The organism is Maribacter sp. MS6 (assembly GCF_056839185.1).
This window is the reverse complement of sequence record NZ_CM166389.1, coordinates 2,800,880-2,817,191: the sequence shown is the minus strand read 5'-3', so window position 1 is coordinate 2,817,191 and position 16,312 is coordinate 2,800,880. Positions and strand designations below refer to the sequence as shown.

The following is a 16,312-nucleotide window of genomic DNA, read 5'->3' as shown; positions in this document are numbered from 1 at the left end:
TTTTAATTTTTGTAATTTAGAATCATATTTTATAGTATGTCGGATATCTTAGAGAAAACTAAAAAATTTGTGGTAGAATTATTGTCCAAAGACTTAAGTCAAGACTATTTATACCACAATTTGCGGCATACGCAACGGGTGGTTAAAAGTACTAAAGAATTATTGAACACAGCGTTGCTACCCGATGACGAAAAAGAAGCCCTAGAACTCGCAGCATGGCTTCACGATACAGGTTATACCAAAGGCAGCGAAGACCATGAGACCAGAAGTAAGAATATTGCGGAAACCTTCTTAGCTAAACAAGGATATGACCCTAAAATGATATCAAAGGTGTCGGCCTGCATTATGGCCACTGCAAGATATGAGGAGCCTACTACTTTTCTGGAAGAGATACTACGCGATGCAGATTCATCTCACTTTGCACAAAAAAGCTATCTGGAAACTTGTGAATTATTACGAGAAGAGCTTCGTCTACTAGGTATTGCATCTTACACGCACAAAGAATGGTTAGAAGAAAATATTAAAATGTTTCGCACGGAACATCGCTTTTATACCTCTTATGCCAAAGAGAATTGGCAACCGGGAAAAGACAAAAACCTTAGACGTCTGATTAAAGAAAAAAAATCAGAAAAAGATATTGCAAAAAAAGAAGCGTTAAAAGCCAAGTACAAAAGCGAAAGCCCGGATCGCAGTGTACAAACACTATTCCGAGTTACCATTAAAAATCATATTACCCTGAGTGATATTGCCGATACCAAGGCTAATATTTTACTATCGGTAAACGCTATAATTATTTCCTTGGCCATATCCAACCTTATCCCCAAGCTGGACAATCCCTCTAACGACTACCTTATATATCCAACATTTATATTTATAGTGTTCAGCATCATATCAATGGTACTTGCCGTTCTAGCTACAAGACCTAATGTCACCAGTGGTTCTTTCACAAAAGAAGATGTATCCAAGAAAAAGGTAAACCTTTTATTCTTTGGTAACTTCCATAAAATGAAGTTGCCAGATTACGAATGGGCCATAAACGAGCTTATCAAAGACAAAGATTATATCTATTCTTCCCTAACAAAGGATCTTTACTTTCTTGGGCTTGTTCTTGATAGAAAGTATAAATTGCTACGGTGGACATACACTATTTTTATGATCGGGATGGTAGTTTCGGTCATAGCTTTTGGCATATCCCTTAAGTTTTTTGGACCGGAAAGGGCCTTGAGTGTATTACGCTAGTCTTTTAAGGTATTCATTAAATCCTCGTACGTATACGTCTTTTCTGTAGTTTTATCGGTTTTGTATAAAATCTCTGCTCGTATCGCTTTAAGACCGGATACACCTTGTAAGCCTTCCAGTTCTACAATTTCTACAGCATCTGTAAAATAGCCTTTTGATCTTAGAAATTTTATATAGCGTAAATACTCCAATTCGTCCTTTTTTTGTGAATAGACTATTGTCATCTTCCCGGCCTGGGTTAGCCGCTCCCCAGTTCCTTTTATAAAAGATTTATCTATTCTTTTTTTAACCACCTCGTACCGCGCATTATAGGTTCCATCTACATCAAATTGTTTTTCATCCATCCGAAAACGTATAGACAAGGAAGTATTATGGACTAATATGAGGGAAGCCGTATCTAAGGGGACGGATAATTCTGGCTTTAAGGTGTAGTGCTCATTTTCCATATCACACATCACCTGTAATTGCCATAATCGAAGATTATTTAAATAGAGCGGATTAAAATCTTTTTTTCCGGATATGGCATTACCGATGTACATGTTGTGTTCGACACCATCGGTTTTGTAGCGTTCAAAATAATGTGGGAACATCAACTGCGCTTCTTCCTGTTTTTTATCTAAAAGGGCGGCTAACTTCTCGTTGATACGCATCACACTTTCATCATAATTTTTTCTATGATCGTAGTAAGAACCTGTACCCATGTCTATACTGGACTCATAAGAAAGAATATGTTTGTTGATTTCAGGGTCTGATTTCTTTAAATGGGAAAACACAGGAGCTATTTCTTCCTTTACAAACTCAAAAATAGATTGCTCGCTATTGGTATAAAGCATTTCCTTTATACTTTCCAGATGATTTGTTACGCGGAACATCAGTTCCTCATAAATGGGAAGCTTATTTTTTTTATAAATTAGATTCAAAACATCATATATCTGGGAAAGCTGAATCATCAAATCCCTTTGAATGGCTTTGTTTCGAGCCTTTGAAGAATCCTTAATATCTATTTGCCCGTACAAGGGATGCACGTCCTTGAATACAATTTCCTTAAAGGTAGGTTGCCTTCCCTCTATTTCATCCTTGATAAATTGCTTTGCCTCTTCTTTAAATTTCCAATACACAGAGGAATGTACCGACGTACACTCATTTTGTATAACGGCGTCTATTAAATTTTCCTCCTCAATTTTAGATCGCACTACAGCAGAAACAATGTAAGGCATAACATCATCCAACTTCTTGGCATTTACCGCATTTAGAACATTCTTGGTAGCTGAAACTATTTCTAAAACCCCTAATAATTCTCCATTAAAAGCAATGGGTGCTAAAATAGCACTCTTTAAACCTTGTTCCCTTAAACTGTTGTAAGGGTCCAAATTGTACATTTCGCCTTTTAGTTTCGTAATATCCGCTATTGAAAAATAAGTGTTTTGGCGAATTAAACTGCTAAAAGACTGTTGACAAAGCGCCTCATCACAGATTTTATGGTTTTTACCATTAAGAATGTAACTGGTAATACCTTTTCCGTAAACAGGTTCAAAACGTGTGTCTTTCGCGTTATAGGTTACAAAGCCTACTTTAATATCCGGTAATTTAAAGAACGAGCTAAAGGTTTCCTGCAGATCGGCCACAAAATTTTCACTTCCTTTTTGATCATTGGCTATCAATTTCGATTTCATCTCCGAGATGGCATGCTCCGCAGTAACGTCGAACATATTGCTTATTACAAACCCTTTGGATATAAAACTCTCAGGAGGTATTTTTTCCATCCATAGCTTTTCGTCATTCGGACTCGCCAATAGTTCATCCACATCTTCTTGTGATAGATCCTTAGCTTTATCCGTAGGTATCAAATCTAAAAAATCGGCATTGTACAAAATCCTATAGTGCCGCATAACCCCCTCCGCATCGGGAATGTCATAGAAAAAAGGCCTCCTGAAATCTAAATGAAAGCCATAATGAAAATTTAATATAACGATACATCCAACAATATAATCAAGACCAATTTCTTGGTTACGTATGCTCGGGCGAAAATCTGGGCCGGCCTCGTTAAGTATTTTTTGAAATCTATTGGAAGGATTAAAAAAGACATCAAAATAAGGTAGAGAGGCCGCCTTAATTTCATTGTCGCTCAATAAAAGCGAAAACACATCTTGAAGAATAAGCCGGATGACATCCTTATGGGTTTCTAAAATAGAGAGGTCGTCAAAGCCTTCTCGCAATTCCGGATAAGGAGCCTGTGCCGCTAGAACTTCACTGGCATGCTTAGCCAAGATTTCATCCTTGCTATCTAGTAAATCATCATAACGCGTTAAAAGTTTATCAAAACTGACAAGCGGTTTTAACGGCATTATTTTATCCTTAACTTGCTTCATACCTTTTTTAGTCTTCTAAATGCCTATAAAATTACAAAAGTTACCGTAGTTATTTGTTAAAAGTTTACAGCCTGCATTACTCACTTTTTCGGATATTTATAGAAATTTCAATAATGTCATCTGCCCAACGACTTTCCAGAGCCTATACAAATGCAAAACGCATCCCTTTTGATGACAACTCTAAATTTATCCTGTTTAGCGATTGTCATAGAGGTGACAATAGTTTTGCGGATGAATTCGCAAACAACAGAAACATCTATTTTCATGCGCTTAGCCATTACCTCAAAGAAGGGTTCGATTATTGTGAATTGGGCGACGGGGACGAACTGTGGGAAAACCTAAATTTTGAATCTATTTTTGAAGCGCATAAAAATGTTTTTAAACTGCTTCGAAAATTTCATTTAGAGAAACGGCTACACATGATATGGGGCAACCATGACATGGTTTACAAGGACAAGGACTATGTAGACAAACACCTCTCTAGCTATTTTGAACCCATAGACAATACGGATAAAGAATTGTTTGAAGACATAACGTATAACGAGGCCATTGTGTTGGAACACAATCTAACCGGACAAGAAATATTTTTGGCCCACGGACATCAAGCTGATTGGTGGAACTATACCTTTTGGCGTTGGGGACGTTTTCTGGTGCGGGTGCTTTGGAAACCCCTACAGGTCTGGGGAATTGCCGATCCTACAAGCCCGGCAAAAAACTATACCGAACTCATAAAACTAGAACGACGTATAAAAAAATGGATTGTAGTGAACAACTTTCTCGTTACCATTGTGGGCCATACCCACAGACCACGTTTTCCAGAGCCCGGTGATATTCCATTTTTCAATGATGGAAGTTGTGTACACCCAAGAAGTATTACCGGTATAGAAATTGAAAATGGTAAAATTTCCTTGATTAAGTGGCAAATAGAAACCGATGAGGATGGCACGCTTAAAGTAGTACGGGTCCTACTTGAAGGGCCGCAACGGTTGTCAGATTATATTGAAAAAAGAAGGTGAAACCAGAATCTACGAGCAAAATAGTAACAACATTGCCTTTAAGATGCATATTTTTTTGTGGTATCTTAGAAGACTAAATAATCAACCACTACTTTTATGCCATTGCTTATCGTTATTTCTGGAATACTGCTGTTATTTATACTCATAGCCCGATTTAAGCTAAATCCATTTATAACCTTCATTATCGTTTCGTTATTTGTAGGCATTGCAGAGGGTATGGAACCTGTTGCTGTGGTAGATTCTATTCAAAAAGGAATAGGGAATATATTGGGTTTCTTGGTTATTATTCTTGGTCTAGGTGCTATGTTGGGCAAGTTGGTAGCAGATAGTGGTGCGGCCCAAAGAATTACTACAAAACTAGTAGCTAAATTCGGAAAAAAGAACATACAATGGGCGGTAGTACTTACTGGTTTTATTGTTGGAATACCCATGTTCTATTCCGTTGGGTTCGTTATTTTAATTCCACTGGTATTTACGATTGCTGCTGCCACTGGGCTCCCCTTGCTATACGTAGGGTTGCCCATGTTGGCCTCTCTATCCGTTACCCATGGCTATCTACCACCTCATCCGGCACCCACTGCAATCGCAGAAATATTCCAGGCGGATATTGGTAAAACGCTATTTTATGGAATATTGGTCGCTATTCCGGCCATTATCGTAGGCGGACCGTTACTTTCTAGGACTATGAAAAATATTAAGGCCACCCCTCTAAAAGAATTTATTAACCCTACTATCTTAAAGGAGGAAGAAATGCCTGGTACGGGTATCAGTATTTTTACCGCACTGTTGCCGGTTATTTTAATTGGTCTTGCGGCCATAGCAAGCTTATTGCTCTCAGAAGGGTCGGCTATACTTAACATCCTATTATTTATTGGGAATCCGGTCATAGCGATGTTGATTTCCGTATTGGTAGCAATCTATACTTTAGGATTAGCAAGGGGGAAAAAAATGACAGCCGTTATGGATTCTGTTGGGAACGCCATAACGGGAATTACCATGGTATTGCTCATTATTGCCGGCGCGGGTGCATTAAAACAGGTTTTGATAGATAGCGGTGTTAGCGAATACATTGGTGAAATGCTAAAAGGCTCGGCCATCTCCCCTTTAATACTGGCATGGTTAATTGCTACCATAATACGGGTCTGTGTTGGTTCTGCTACCGTAGCGGGACTTACCGCTGCGGGAATTGTACTTCCTTTGGCAAGCGGGGCGAATGTTAGCCCTGAACTGATGGTGCTGGCTATTGGGTCAGGTAGTCTAATGCTCTCTCATGTGAATGACAGCGGTTTTTGGCTTTTCAAAGAGTATTTCAACCTGTCCGTAAAGGATACCCTGAAAACGTGGACGGTGATGGAAACTACCGTTGGGGTTATGGGATTGTTAGGTGTGTTGGTGTTGAATATGTTTATTTGAAAACTACCTCTTTGACAATGCTCAAAGGTAATGACCTTTTTGTATCGATTTGTTTAATTTTAAATCTTGAACCTAAAATAGTAGTACATGAAACCATCAAAAAGATTAAAAGAACTTGGACTTATCCTTCCTCCTGCACCCCCACCGGCCGGACTGTACAAGCCTGTATTGGTTGTAGATAATTTTCTATATGTCTCCGGGCAGGGTTGTATGCGTACCAACGGAACCTTGATTGTTGGTCGTGTGGGTGATAATTTAACACTCGAAGAAGGAAAAGCCGCTGCTCGCCAAACCGCATTAACAATGCTTGCAACTATCACCACACACTTTGGTGACATAGATCGTATCAAGCGTCTTGTAAAAACTTTGGGTATGGTCAATTGTACCCCCGATTTTGGCGACCATCCTCTCGTTATTAATGGATATAGTGAACTTATGGCAGATGTATTTGGCGCCGAAAACGGTGTTGGGGTGCGCAGTGCGGTGGGTATGATGCTACCCGGTGGTATTGCAGTAGAAATAGAGGCAATGTTCGAACTACATAAATAGCAGAAATGAAAAAAAACCCTTGGTATAAAGTAAAAAACACAGACACCCTAATCTCTCCCTCATTATTGGTGTATCCAAAACGTATACAACACAATATAGATACCATGTTGCACATGGCCGGTGGCCCTGATAACCTAAGACCTCATATCAAAACACACAAGAATGCAGAAATTATTGGTATGCAACTGCAAAAAGGAATTACCAAGTTCAAATGCGCTACAATAGCCGAAGCAGAACTTTTAGCAGATTGTGGTGCTCCCGATATCCTTTTGGCGATGCAACCTGTTGGTGCAAACAAAGAGCGCTTAATTAAATTGATAAAAACGTACCCTAGTATAACATTCGCTACCCTGGTAGACAATTTAGCCACTGCGAATGAATTGGGAATACTTGCAGAAAAACATAAAATAAGCCTACCCTTATATATAGATTTAAATGTAGGGATGCACCGCACCGGAATTGCACCGGGCAAAGAAGCATTAGACCTATATAATTCTATTTCAAAACATTCGCACTTAGAAAGTAAGGGCCTACATACGTACGATGGCCATTTGAGAAATCCTAACGTAGAAATAAGAAAGTCAGACTGTGATGCTGCCTTCGAAACTGTACTGGAACTTAGAAAAAACATTGTACGGGCCGGACTTCCAAAACCCATTCTTGTCGCCGGAGGTTCCCCTACCTTTCCGTTTCATTGCAAACGGGACAATGTAATTGCCAGTCCTGGCACCACCTTACTTTGGGATGCAGGTTATGGTGGACTTTTTCCTGAGATGGATTTTCTTCCAGCAGCAGTCCTGTTCACACGCATTATTAGCAAGCCAAAAACAGGGATTTTATGCTTTGATCTGGGCCATAAATCCATTGCTCCAGAAATGAATTTTCCTAGAGTTATGTTTCTAACCTTGGAACACGGGAAGCAAATAAAGCAATCAGAAGAACACTTAGTTGTGGAATATGACGATCTTAAAATTCTTGATGTTGGAGATGAACATTACGCAATACCAATGCACATTTGCCCTACTGTAGCAAAATATGACAGTATGCTCGTGGTAGAAAACGGAATCGTTACCAAAGAATGGAAAGTCGTTGCCCGTAACCAAAAACTCACTATTTAAGTATGTTTATTTTTGATGCACACTTAGACCTATCCATGAACGCCATGGAATGGAATCGAGACCTTAGATGGTCTATAGAAGCGATACGAAAAAGCGAACAAGGAATGGTAGACAAGCCGGACCGAGGGAACAATACCGTTTCTTTTAATGCGATGCGGAAAGGAAATATAGGGCTGTGCGTGGCCACACAAATAGCTAGGTACGTGCATACCAACAATCCACTACCGGGTTGGAATTCCCCGCACCAAGCATGGGCACAGACCCAAGGACAATTGGCTTGGTACAGGGCAATGGAAGCGGAGCAACAGCTCATACAGATTACCAATACCCTAGAACTTGAAAAACAGCTCAACAATTGGAAAAATGATAGCGAAAACACGCCTATAGGCTATATTTTAAGTTTGGAAGGTGCCGATTCGATTGTTAACCTGGACTATCTAGAAAAATCCTATGAGCAAGGATTACGTGCAATAGGGCCTGCACATTACGGCCCAGGGACCTATGCTTATGGAACAAATTCCGTAGGTGGTATAGGAGCAAAAGGCAAAGAACTGCTCAAAGAAATTGAAAGGCTAAACCTCATTTTGGATGCCACACATCTATGCGACCAAAGTTTCTGGGAGACCATGAAGGTATACAACGGACCCGTTTGGGCAAGTCACAATAATTGTCGAACTTTCGTAGACCACAACCGTCAGTTTACAGACGAACAATTAGTAGAGCTAATCCGCAGAAAAGCAGTCATAGGAACGGTATTCGATGCAACCATGCTGGTTCCAAACTGGGAACGGGGCGTTTCCGATCCAACCAATACAAATGTTACTTTGGCACATGCGGTCCAAAATATAGATCATATTTGTCAATTAGCAGGAAATTCATTGCACGTGGGCATAGGTAGCGATCTGGATGGAGGTTTCGGAAATGAACAAGGCCCTTCCGATATAGATACGATAGCCGATTTACAAAAAATACCGCAAATGCTTGCAGATAGAGGGTATACTACGGAAGATGTTGAAAACATAATGCATAGGAATTTTATAGGATTTTTAACCGATACATGGGCATAAGCAGAAGAACCTTTATACAGAATTCCTCCATGGCCGCTTTGGGCGCGTTACTTTGGAACTGTAACAATACCGATAGGATTCTCTTAAAAAAAGGGCAAACTATTGCTTGTTTAGGAGATAGTATTACAGCTACAAAAGATGGTTACGTACAAATGCTACAGGATTATGTAGATACAAACCATCCCGGCCTAGAGCTCACATTTTTGAATTGGGGTAAAAGCAGTGAGACGATTACGGGACTCACAGAAAAGAAGCATCCAGGCCCAAGGCCGTACCTTTTTGACCGTTTGGATAGTTTACTCTTAATCAAGCCCGTAGATATCATATTTTTCTGCTACGGAATCAACTGCGGTATCTATGGTAAACCTTCGCAAGCACTGTTCGACAGTTACACCATTGGCTTATATTCCTTTTTTGAAAAAATAAAACAAAAAGGACTGAAAACCGTATTACTAACTCCAACACCTTTGGTTTTAGAAGTATTAAACGATACCGAAACCCTGACTTCGGAACAAAACAACTATGGCTATCAAAATCCATATCCAAAATACCAAGAAGAGGTTGTACAAAGGTTTCGTGAGATTGTACTCAACAGTAGCCACGACACCATATTGGGAAAAATTGATCTCCAAAGTCCGTTATTACGTTATAAAAACAAATGCTACTCCGATGATCCCATTCACCCAAACAAAAACGGTCATCAACTCATTACAAATACAATCATAGAAAATTTAACAATTTAACAAGCCCTTAAGTCCCTGTGGCAGGGTATTTGCTATCTTTATTTGAATTTTCAGGGTACAATGAACAAATACACTTCTTTATTATTATGTTGCCTGTTATGCAGTATAGGTGCTGTATCACAGACCGACCTACCTACACAAAAGCCGTTGAAGATAGGTGTCGTAAAAAAAGAAGACCCTGTAGGGCCAACTAAAAAAAGCCCCTTACTTAACATGCCTTCTTTAATAAAGGAACCCATATCCTTGGATCTAAAAAAACCGAATCCGGTTAAAATGTTGCCGGACGAAGAGCTTGTACAAGCAGGTGCCGGACTCAAAATAGACCCTAGAATTGGTCCTGGAGAGCGTTTGGGAGGATCAGGACAGTATTTTCCGGATCAGTATTTAGGGGATATAAAAAGTGAAGGTAAATTTATTGGAATTGTTTGCCGAGATCATGAATACGTAGATGGTGATCGGGTTAAAATTTGGGTAAATGAGGTGGTTGTGGAGCATAACCTGTTATTAACCGCAGGATTTAAGGGAATAAATGTTGATTTGCAATCCGGTTTCAACAAAATTGAATTCGAAGCACTTAATCATGGCTCTTCTGCACCAAATACTGCACAAGTAGATGTTTATGATGAAAAAGGAAACCTACTGTATTCCAATAAATGGTTGTTGTCTTCCGGGTCAAAAGCTTCGTTAATCGTAACCAAGGAGTAGTTTTCTAAATTTTGTTTTCTTATTTAGCGCAACGCTTCATTAAATTTATATTGTAAAACCGCTGGTAGCATTACCTAAACACTAGCTATATCTATATTTTAACAACAAGATTATTTTCCACTAAGACACTTATGCTCCCGATACTTATCTATAAGTTATAAAAGTAAAAAATGTAATAAAACAACAGTGCAATATCTTCAAAAAAGTATGACCACATCCACTATTCTTACTTTCGCTTTCCTGGCGCATACGTTTCTTGAGCTCTTTTGAGCACATCTTCCTTATAAAAGGCAGCATCCTTCCAGTCCACATCAAGATATTTTTGGGTCTGGTCATCAAAATGTGGTGAACTTGGATTTCCGCTTTGACCACCAGCCAAGATGGTTTTCGCTTTTACTTTATCACCAAACTCCACCGCAGCAACAAAACTGTTCCCCCTTGTACCGTATATTTTCTTGGCACTTTCGGCCGTGTACCGTGCACCATATGCGGCAAGTGCCCCCCAAGTACCGGATGCAAAACCAACAGGAACACTTGGTTTGCTATCATCAAATTGTTGAAGTACATCCCCATTCAAACGCTGGTACCTGTTCACTTCTCCCCATGGTATTTTCCATGTGCCAAAATCAGCAGTAAGCTGATCTAGGACCTCCTCAAAAATGCGTCTTTTTTCCCCGTTTGGAGCTGCAGCACTCCCCCAATATTGCATACGTTCCATGGCATTAAGTCCATCGGGGTATTTCCCTTTTTGATAATACCGCATTCCATAAAAATGAGCCAAGGTCATGGCTACGGACTCTTTTGATGTTTTAAAATCCCACTCTTCCAAAACCTCCATAGGCTCCCAAAATTTGGGGTTTTTATCATCAAATTCGTTATTCGCTTTTATCAAACCAGGAATCAAAGCTTCAAATGCAGGCAAATAAGGATCGTGTGCCAAATCAATCAAACCGTCCAAAGTGATATCCTTTACATCCTTTAAAAGTGAGATTGCATGAAGACCCCTAAAATTCTCCTGATCTCTGGACATATAATAAGGATAATCATCTTTCTTTGGACTAAATTCCAAAGCAGATGTATACGGTGTAGAATTGCAATTTTGAATCCATCCGTTTTCTGGGTTGAGTACTAAGATATTTTCGTCCACTGTATGCAAGCCTTGCCAATCGGTCTTCGGGTTCCAGCCATCCACAGGTTTAGAATAGTCAAAACTAACATCTCGCTTTGGTACAAAATTCCCGTGGAAATACGCAATATTTCCTTCCGCATCTGCGTAGACCGTATTATTGCTGGAATTGGTTCGAATATCCATCATCTCCCGAAATCCTTTATAGCCTTCTTTCTTGGTTCTTACAAAGGATTGTTCCAAGGCCTTTACCGGTTCCCACATCATGGCAGAAGCCGTCCACTTTCCGTCCTCCATATGGGTAATGGGACCGTGATGGGTGCGATAAGCTGGGAAGGTTTTTTCCTTCATCCTTTCATCGCTCTTATATTTCAAGCTGATTTCTGAGACTTCCACAGGTCGCAGTTCTTCTCCGTATTGATATAGTATGTTACCATCCAATCTGGTAATATTCTCTTTGAATTCATCCATAACATCAGTATAGGTAGATGTATGCATCCATCCGGTTTTCTCGTTAAAACCTTGGTATACGAAAAATTGCCCCCATGTCACCGCTCCATAGGCATTCAATCCTTCTTCCGAAACTACATGAACTTCGCCTCGAAAGTAGAAAGACGTATGCGGATTGATCAATAACATCGCATTACCGGATTGCGTTAAATCGCCAGAAATTGCAATACCATTGGAACCTTGCGGCTCTATCATTTCTGCTTCTTTTTGAATGGCAATTAGTTCCGATTCAGGAACTTCCATATTCCCTTCATAAAAAGCTTTTATCTTACTTGTTCTAATACGTTCTATGTCGCCACCTATACTGCCCTCGCTAAAATACATTGGCATCCAAGGCTCAAAATGGGTCAATAATTTAGGGGTAACTTCTGGATGTGTTTCCAGGTAATAATTGACGCCATCTGCAAAGGCATCGCACAATTGCTTGAGCCAAGCCGGACTCTTTTCGTAATTGGCCTTCGCTTGTTCTTCGGTCATAAAGAGTTTTGCCCTAAGATCACTATACAATGCTTCCTCGCCCTCCACTTCCGCCAAACGACCGGTGGCCCAGATATAGTTTTGTTCCACCCGGTTAAAATCGTCCTCACATTGTGCGTACAGTAAACCAAAAACAGCATCGGCGTCCGTTTTTCCATAAATATGGGGTACGCCAAAATCATCTCTGATGATGGTGACTCGTTCTGCCTTTTCGGCAAGAGACATGGAATCGTAATCGACATGCTCCGCAGTTTGAGGTTCGGTTTTACAAGAAATTAAAAAGATTGTAATCAATAGGTAAGCAACTCTATTCATAGGTCTGTTTTTACCCCATGAAGATACATTAATTTACGGAGTGCAAAAAGTTACCAACTACCACTGGAACCACCTCCGCCAGAACTGCCACCACCACCAGAAAAACTACTGGAGCTACCGCTAGAAGAACTAGATCCGAACGAATGAGATCCAGAGGACGAAAACGTTTTTCTGTAGTACGTGTTATCGTTTTTTAACAATGAAAGATTGAATTTTTCCTTCCCAGAACTGAAAAATTTAATTTTCACAATGGCTATACCTATGGCTATGCCAAAAAACGGAAGGAATAACCATAAACCCATTTTTGGACTATTCCAAACCACATCAAATAGTTTATGGTGGTCCTCAAATATCGCTAAGGTAACTACCACAACTGGAACAAACATAAAGACTAATCCAAAAATGGCACTCAGTGCACCTCCAACAATCATAAACATTCCTGGCAGCACACCTAATTTCCCTATGAGGATTCCTCTAAAAACTTCTATTAAAGCTTTATAGGATCTATAAAACTGAAAACCTCCAAAGCCTATAAAAACGGAAAGAAATAAAAATAAAAACCCGTAACCGATCCATTGATTGCTATTTTCACTGCTTTGTATTTCCTCCTTAAACTCGGCAAGAGCCTCAGGATTGTTCAAAAACAGAATCAATTCATCCATGGCGGTAGAAACACCTTCATAGTATCGCCCTTCCTTAAAACTGGGAATCATGGTATTTCTTATGATTCTCGAAGCCACAGCATCTGTAATGTAAGGTTCCAAACCATACCCGACCTCTATACGCACCTCTCTGTCCTGCTTTGCAAAAAGAATCAATAGCCCATTATCCTTTCCTTTCTGACCCAACATATTTTGATTAAATAGTCCGTTCGCATAGCTTTCTATAGTTTCAAAACCCAGTTGATCGATGGTAACCACGACCAATTGATTGGTAGTCTCCGTTTCAAATGTGGTGAGTTTTTGTTGGAGTTTGGTAATTTCAGCCTGTGTGAAAATACCTGCGCTATCCGTTACAATTGCCTTAAGTTCCATGTACTGGTTCTGAGCATGAACAAACCCATGGAACACTAACATAAGAACAATAAGGAAATTTTTAAAGATGCTATTCAAAAACTGGATTTTTAAATTGTACTGCACGGTTCAGAACCTAGATTACTAGGATATACATTTTAGTAACGACAAGTATTCTCTTTAATTTCAACTAACTTGCAACTTCTTTTGAAACTTGGAACATGGCAGAGAGAAAAGTAAGTATTTTAAGTGCATTTAAGACCATTATATGGCCTAGGAGAAATCTAGTTTTTATAGGCTTGGTATTAATTGTAATCAGCAAGGCGGCAAGTTTTGTAGCTCCATTATCGTTAAAATATTTAATGGACGACATTATCCCCAATAAGGATACCGATTTTTTAAAGTGGTTAGTGGCAGCCGTTGCGCTCGCTATTTTAGTACAGGCGGTTACCTCTTTTCTATTGACCAAAATTTTGAGTGTACAAGCGCAATACTTGATATCGGAACTACGGGCGCAAGTACAGAAAAAAGTACTTTCCCTTCCTATACGCTTTTTTGACAACGCAAAATCGGGAGCTTTGGTTTCTAGAATTATGACAGACGTTGAGGGTGTGCGTAATCTTATTGGTACGGGATTGGTACAGCTTGTTGGTGGTACCATTACGGCAGTGGTTTCCCTTATTCTCTTGTTACAAATAAGCTGGAGTATGACCCTATTTACACTTGTTCCGTTGGCTATTTTTGCACTCATTGCCCTAAAGGCGTTTAAAATAATTCGGCCAATTTTTAGAAATCGAGGAAAAATAAATGCCGAGGTTACCGGTAGGCTCACAGAAACACTAGGGGGTGTTCGGGTGATAAAAGGGTTCAATGCAGAGGCTCAAGAAAACAGTATTTTTGAGGAAGGCGTGGAGCGTTTGTTTCAAAATGTAAAAAAGAGTTTGACCGCTACGGCGTTCATGACAAGCTCCTCAACCTTTTTATTAGGAATCGCTACTACAGGGATTATGGGTATTGGAGGTTATAAGATTATGATGGACGAACTGACGATTGGTGAATTTTTGACCTTTACTTTTTTACTGGGATTGATGGTAGCCCCAATTGTACAAATGAGTAACATTGGGAGCCAATTGACAGAAGCTTTGGCAGGTTTGGACCGAACCGAAGAACTTATGAACATGACCCCGGAAGCGGACGAAGAAAACCGTACCATAGTTCTTAATAAGATTAAAGGAGATATCATTTTCAACGACGTATCCTTTGCCTATGAAGAAGATAAAGAAGTACTGCACAACATTAATTTTGAGGTAAAACCCGGCTCGGTGGTAGCACTAGTTGGAAGTTCCGGATCCGGAAAAAGTACTATTGCAGGTTTGGCCGCTACTTTTTTAAATCCAGAATCAGGTACCATCACTATCGATGGCAATGACATATCCAAGGTAAACCTCAATAGTTATCGTAAACATTTAGGTGTCGTTTTACAGGATGAATTCCTATTTGAAGGTAGCATACGGCAAAACATCCTGTTCCCAAGGCCCAATGCCTCCGAAGAAGAAGTACAAGCAGCCGTAAAAGCGGCTTATGTGGATGAATTTACAGACCGTTTTGAAGACGGACTCGAGACCCTAATCGGTGAGCGAGGGGTAAAACTATCCGGCGGTCAACGACAGCGTATTGCCATTGCACGAGCGGTTCTTGCAAACCCTAAAATTTTAATTTTAGACGAAGCAACCTCGAATTTGGATACAGAAAGCGAAGCCTTGATTCAAAAGAGTTTAGCAACCCTTACAGAGGGCAGAACCACTTTTGTTATTGCCCACCGTTTAAGTACGATTCGCAAAGCTGATCAAATCCTAGTAATTGAAAATGGAAAAATAGCAGAGCAAGGTACCCATGACGAATTGATAGCCAAAGAGGGCAGGTACTATAATCTGTTTACCTACCAGGCGAGGATTTAGGTTTGTGCTAAAACCATTGATTTGACCGAGAAATGATTTTTGTCCTCAAAAAGTTTTTGGATCGAGCTTAACCTTTTTAGTTCTTTAAAACATTGGCTTTTCCAAACTGTTACATCTTATAAACAGTCACTTTTTATCCATTTTTTTCCAAAAAAGTCTTCCGAATATACCAGCGCTACTTTTCGACACTTATTCGAATTTCTCCTCGGACTTTAAATCGCCGTACTAAATTTTCGAAAAATCAGAAATCTGAAACGTATGACATCATATCGGTCTTTTCTTTAGTTTCCAGATTATGATGCTCAAAACGTTTGAAGGTGGAAAATGAGCCCATATCCCGGTCGCCATTAATAAAAAAACCGCCGATTTGAAATAAATGTTTACAAGGGTAATCGGTTTTGGAAATCAGAAATGAAATCTGTTTGTCTATGGCTTCGTAAATCACTTCTGTAGCCTCAAAAATCTGATTTTCTGCATGCAGAATTCTATCCTTTTCATTCAACAAGATTTACTCAATGGTGTTTTGTTGGTAATCATCTTTGGTGATTTCATCCCTTTTGCTGGCGCTAGCCTCACGCGCGTGCCTACACACTTATAACATTAACAGCACCGCTACTTACTCTTAACACCACGAGCAAGATACCTGCACTAGCGAGGGTTCCTATATTTTCCAAACTTATTTTCAGTTAGCATT

Annotated in this window: 13 protein-coding genes; 9 read left to right on the top strand and 4 right to left on the bottom strand. The window is 39.7% G+C overall.

The window, feature by feature from the left end:
• Positions 1-36: 36 nt before the first annotated feature.
• Positions 37-1,239: a Pycsar system effector family protein gene (locus MS6x_RS12380; RefSeq protein ID WP_482602484.1), complete on the top strand. Its 1,203-nt coding sequence runs from the start codon at positions 37-39 to the stop codon at positions 1,237-1,239.
• Here MS6x_RS12380 and MS6x_RS12375 read toward each other — a convergent pair.
• Positions 1,236-3,608 (bottom strand): GAF domain-containing protein, encoded by a 2,373-nt coding sequence (locus MS6x_RS12375; RefSeq protein ID WP_482602482.1) that lies wholly within the window; start codon positions 3,606-3,608, stop codon positions 1,236-1,238. The genes MS6x_RS12380 and MS6x_RS12375 overlap by 4 nt on opposite strands.
• A gap of 113 nt (positions 3,609-3,721) precedes the next feature.
• On the opposite strand from MS6x_RS12375, the gene MS6x_RS12370 reads away from it, so the two are divergent.
• The 7 genes from MS6x_RS12370 to MS6x_RS12340 all read left to right on the top strand — a co-directional run bounded on the left by MS6x_RS12370 (position 3,722) and on the right by MS6x_RS12340 (position 10,219).
• A complete protein-coding gene (locus MS6x_RS12370; RefSeq protein WP_482602480.1) occupies positions 3,722-4,624 on the top strand; it encodes a metallophosphoesterase in 903 nt (300 codons plus the stop codon).
• Positions 4,625-4,720: 96 nt separating this feature from the next.
• Positions 4,721-6,037: a gluconate:H+ symporter gene (locus MS6x_RS12365; protein WP_482602478.1), complete on the top strand. Its 1,317-nt coding sequence runs from the start codon at positions 4,721-4,723 to the stop codon at positions 6,035-6,037.
• 87 nt (positions 6,038-6,124) lie between these two features.
• Positions 6,125-6,586: a RidA family protein gene (locus MS6x_RS12360; RefSeq protein WP_482602476.1), complete on the top strand. Its 462-nt coding sequence runs from the start codon at positions 6,125-6,127 to the stop codon at positions 6,584-6,586.
• 5 nt (positions 6,587-6,591) lie between these two features.
• Positions 6,592-7,704 carry a D-TA family PLP-dependent enzyme gene (locus tag MS6x_RS12355; RefSeq protein ID WP_482602474.1) on the top strand — a complete coding sequence of 371 codons (1,113 nt, stop codon included), beginning with the start codon at positions 6,592-6,594 and terminating at the stop codon, positions 7,702-7,704.
• Between the two features lie 2 nt (positions 7,705-7,706).
• A complete protein-coding gene (locus MS6x_RS12350) occupies positions 7,707-8,771 on the top strand; it encodes a dipeptidase (RefSeq protein WP_482602472.1) in 1,065 nt (354 codons plus the stop codon).
• Positions 8,762-9,514 (top strand): SGNH/GDSL hydrolase family protein, encoded by a 753-nt coding sequence (locus MS6x_RS12345; RefSeq protein ID WP_482602470.1) that lies wholly within the window; start codon positions 8,762-8,764, stop codon positions 9,512-9,514. Before MS6x_RS12350 ends, MS6x_RS12345 begins: the two co-directional genes overlap by 10 nt.
• A gap of 60 nt (positions 9,515-9,574) precedes the next feature.
• A complete protein-coding gene (locus MS6x_RS12340; protein ID WP_482602468.1) occupies positions 9,575-10,219 on the top strand; it encodes a hypothetical protein in 645 nt (214 codons plus the stop codon).
• 226 nt (positions 10,220-10,445) lie between these two features.
• On the opposite strand, the gene MS6x_RS12335 is transcribed toward MS6x_RS12340, so the two are convergent.
• Complete coding sequence (locus tag MS6x_RS12335; RefSeq protein ID WP_482602466.1) at positions 10,446-12,647, bottom strand: acylase; 2,202 nt, start codon at positions 12,645-12,647, stop codon at positions 10,446-10,448.
• A 50-nt stretch (positions 12,648-12,697) separates the two neighbouring features.
• Positions 12,698-13,681: a TPM domain-containing protein gene (locus tag MS6x_RS12330; protein WP_482602464.1), complete on the bottom strand. Its 984-nt coding sequence runs from the start codon at positions 13,679-13,681 to the stop codon at positions 12,698-12,700.
• 200 nt (positions 13,682-13,881) lie between these two features.
• Here MS6x_RS12330 and MS6x_RS12325 point away from each other — a divergent pair, with 200 nt between their 5' ends.
• Positions 13,882-15,618, top strand: a complete 1,737-nt coding sequence (locus MS6x_RS12325) for an ABC transporter ATP-binding protein (protein WP_482602462.1) — start codon at positions 13,882-13,884, stop codon at positions 15,616-15,618.
• Positions 15,619-15,859: 241 nt separating this feature from the next.
• Here MS6x_RS12325 and MS6x_RS12320 read toward each other — a convergent pair whose 3' ends face one another.
• Positions 15,860-16,120 (bottom strand): hypothetical protein, encoded by a 261-nt coding sequence (locus MS6x_RS12320; RefSeq protein WP_482602460.1) that lies wholly within the window; start codon positions 16,118-16,120, stop codon positions 15,860-15,862.
• Positions 16,121-16,312 lie beyond the last annotated feature (192 nt).

What these genes read in the sequence shown, in the direction of transcription:
- MS6x_RS12370 (WP_482602480.1), top strand. Translation starts at nt 3,722, where the DNA reads ATGTCATCTGCCCAACGACTTTCCAGAGCCTATACAAATGCAAAACGC.
- MS6x_RS12355 (WP_482602474.1), top strand. Translation starts at nt 6,592, where the DNA reads ATGAAAAAAAACCCTTGGTATAAAGTAAAAAACACAGACACCCTAATC.
- MS6x_RS12380 (WP_482602484.1), top strand. Translation starts at nt 37, where the DNA reads ATGTCGGATATCTTAGAGAAAACTAAAAAATTTGTGGTAGAATTATTG.
- MS6x_RS12360 (WP_482602476.1), top strand. Translation starts at nt 6,125, where the DNA reads ATGAAACCATCAAAAAGATTAAAAGAACTTGGACTTATCCTTCCTCCT.
- MS6x_RS12335 (WP_482602466.1), bottom strand. Translation starts at nt 12,647, where the DNA reads ATGAATAGAGTTGCTTACCTATTGATTACAATCTTTTTAATTTCTTGT.
- MS6x_RS12365 (WP_482602478.1), top strand. Translation starts at nt 4,721, where the DNA reads ATGCCATTGCTTATCGTTATTTCTGGAATACTGCTGTTATTTATACTC.
- MS6x_RS12330 (WP_482602464.1), bottom strand. Translation starts at nt 13,681, where the DNA reads ATGGAACTTAAGGCAATTGTAACGGATAGCGCAGGTATTTTCACACAG.
- MS6x_RS12375 (WP_482602482.1), bottom strand. Translation starts at nt 3,608, where the DNA reads ATGAAGCAAGTTAAGGATAAAATAATGCCGTTAAAACCGCTTGTCAGT.
- MS6x_RS12340 (WP_482602468.1), top strand. Translation starts at nt 9,575, where the DNA reads ATGAACAAATACACTTCTTTATTATTATGTTGCCTGTTATGCAGTATA.
- MS6x_RS12325 (WP_482602462.1), top strand. Translation starts at nt 13,882, where the DNA reads ATGGCAGAGAGAAAAGTAAGTATTTTAAGTGCATTTAAGACCATTATA.
- MS6x_RS12345 (WP_482602470.1), top strand. Translation starts at nt 8,762, where the DNA reads ATGGGCATAAGCAGAAGAACCTTTATACAGAATTCCTCCATGGCCGCT.
- MS6x_RS12350 (WP_482602472.1), top strand. Translation starts at nt 7,707, where the DNA reads ATGTTTATTTTTGATGCACACTTAGACCTATCCATGAACGCCATGGAA.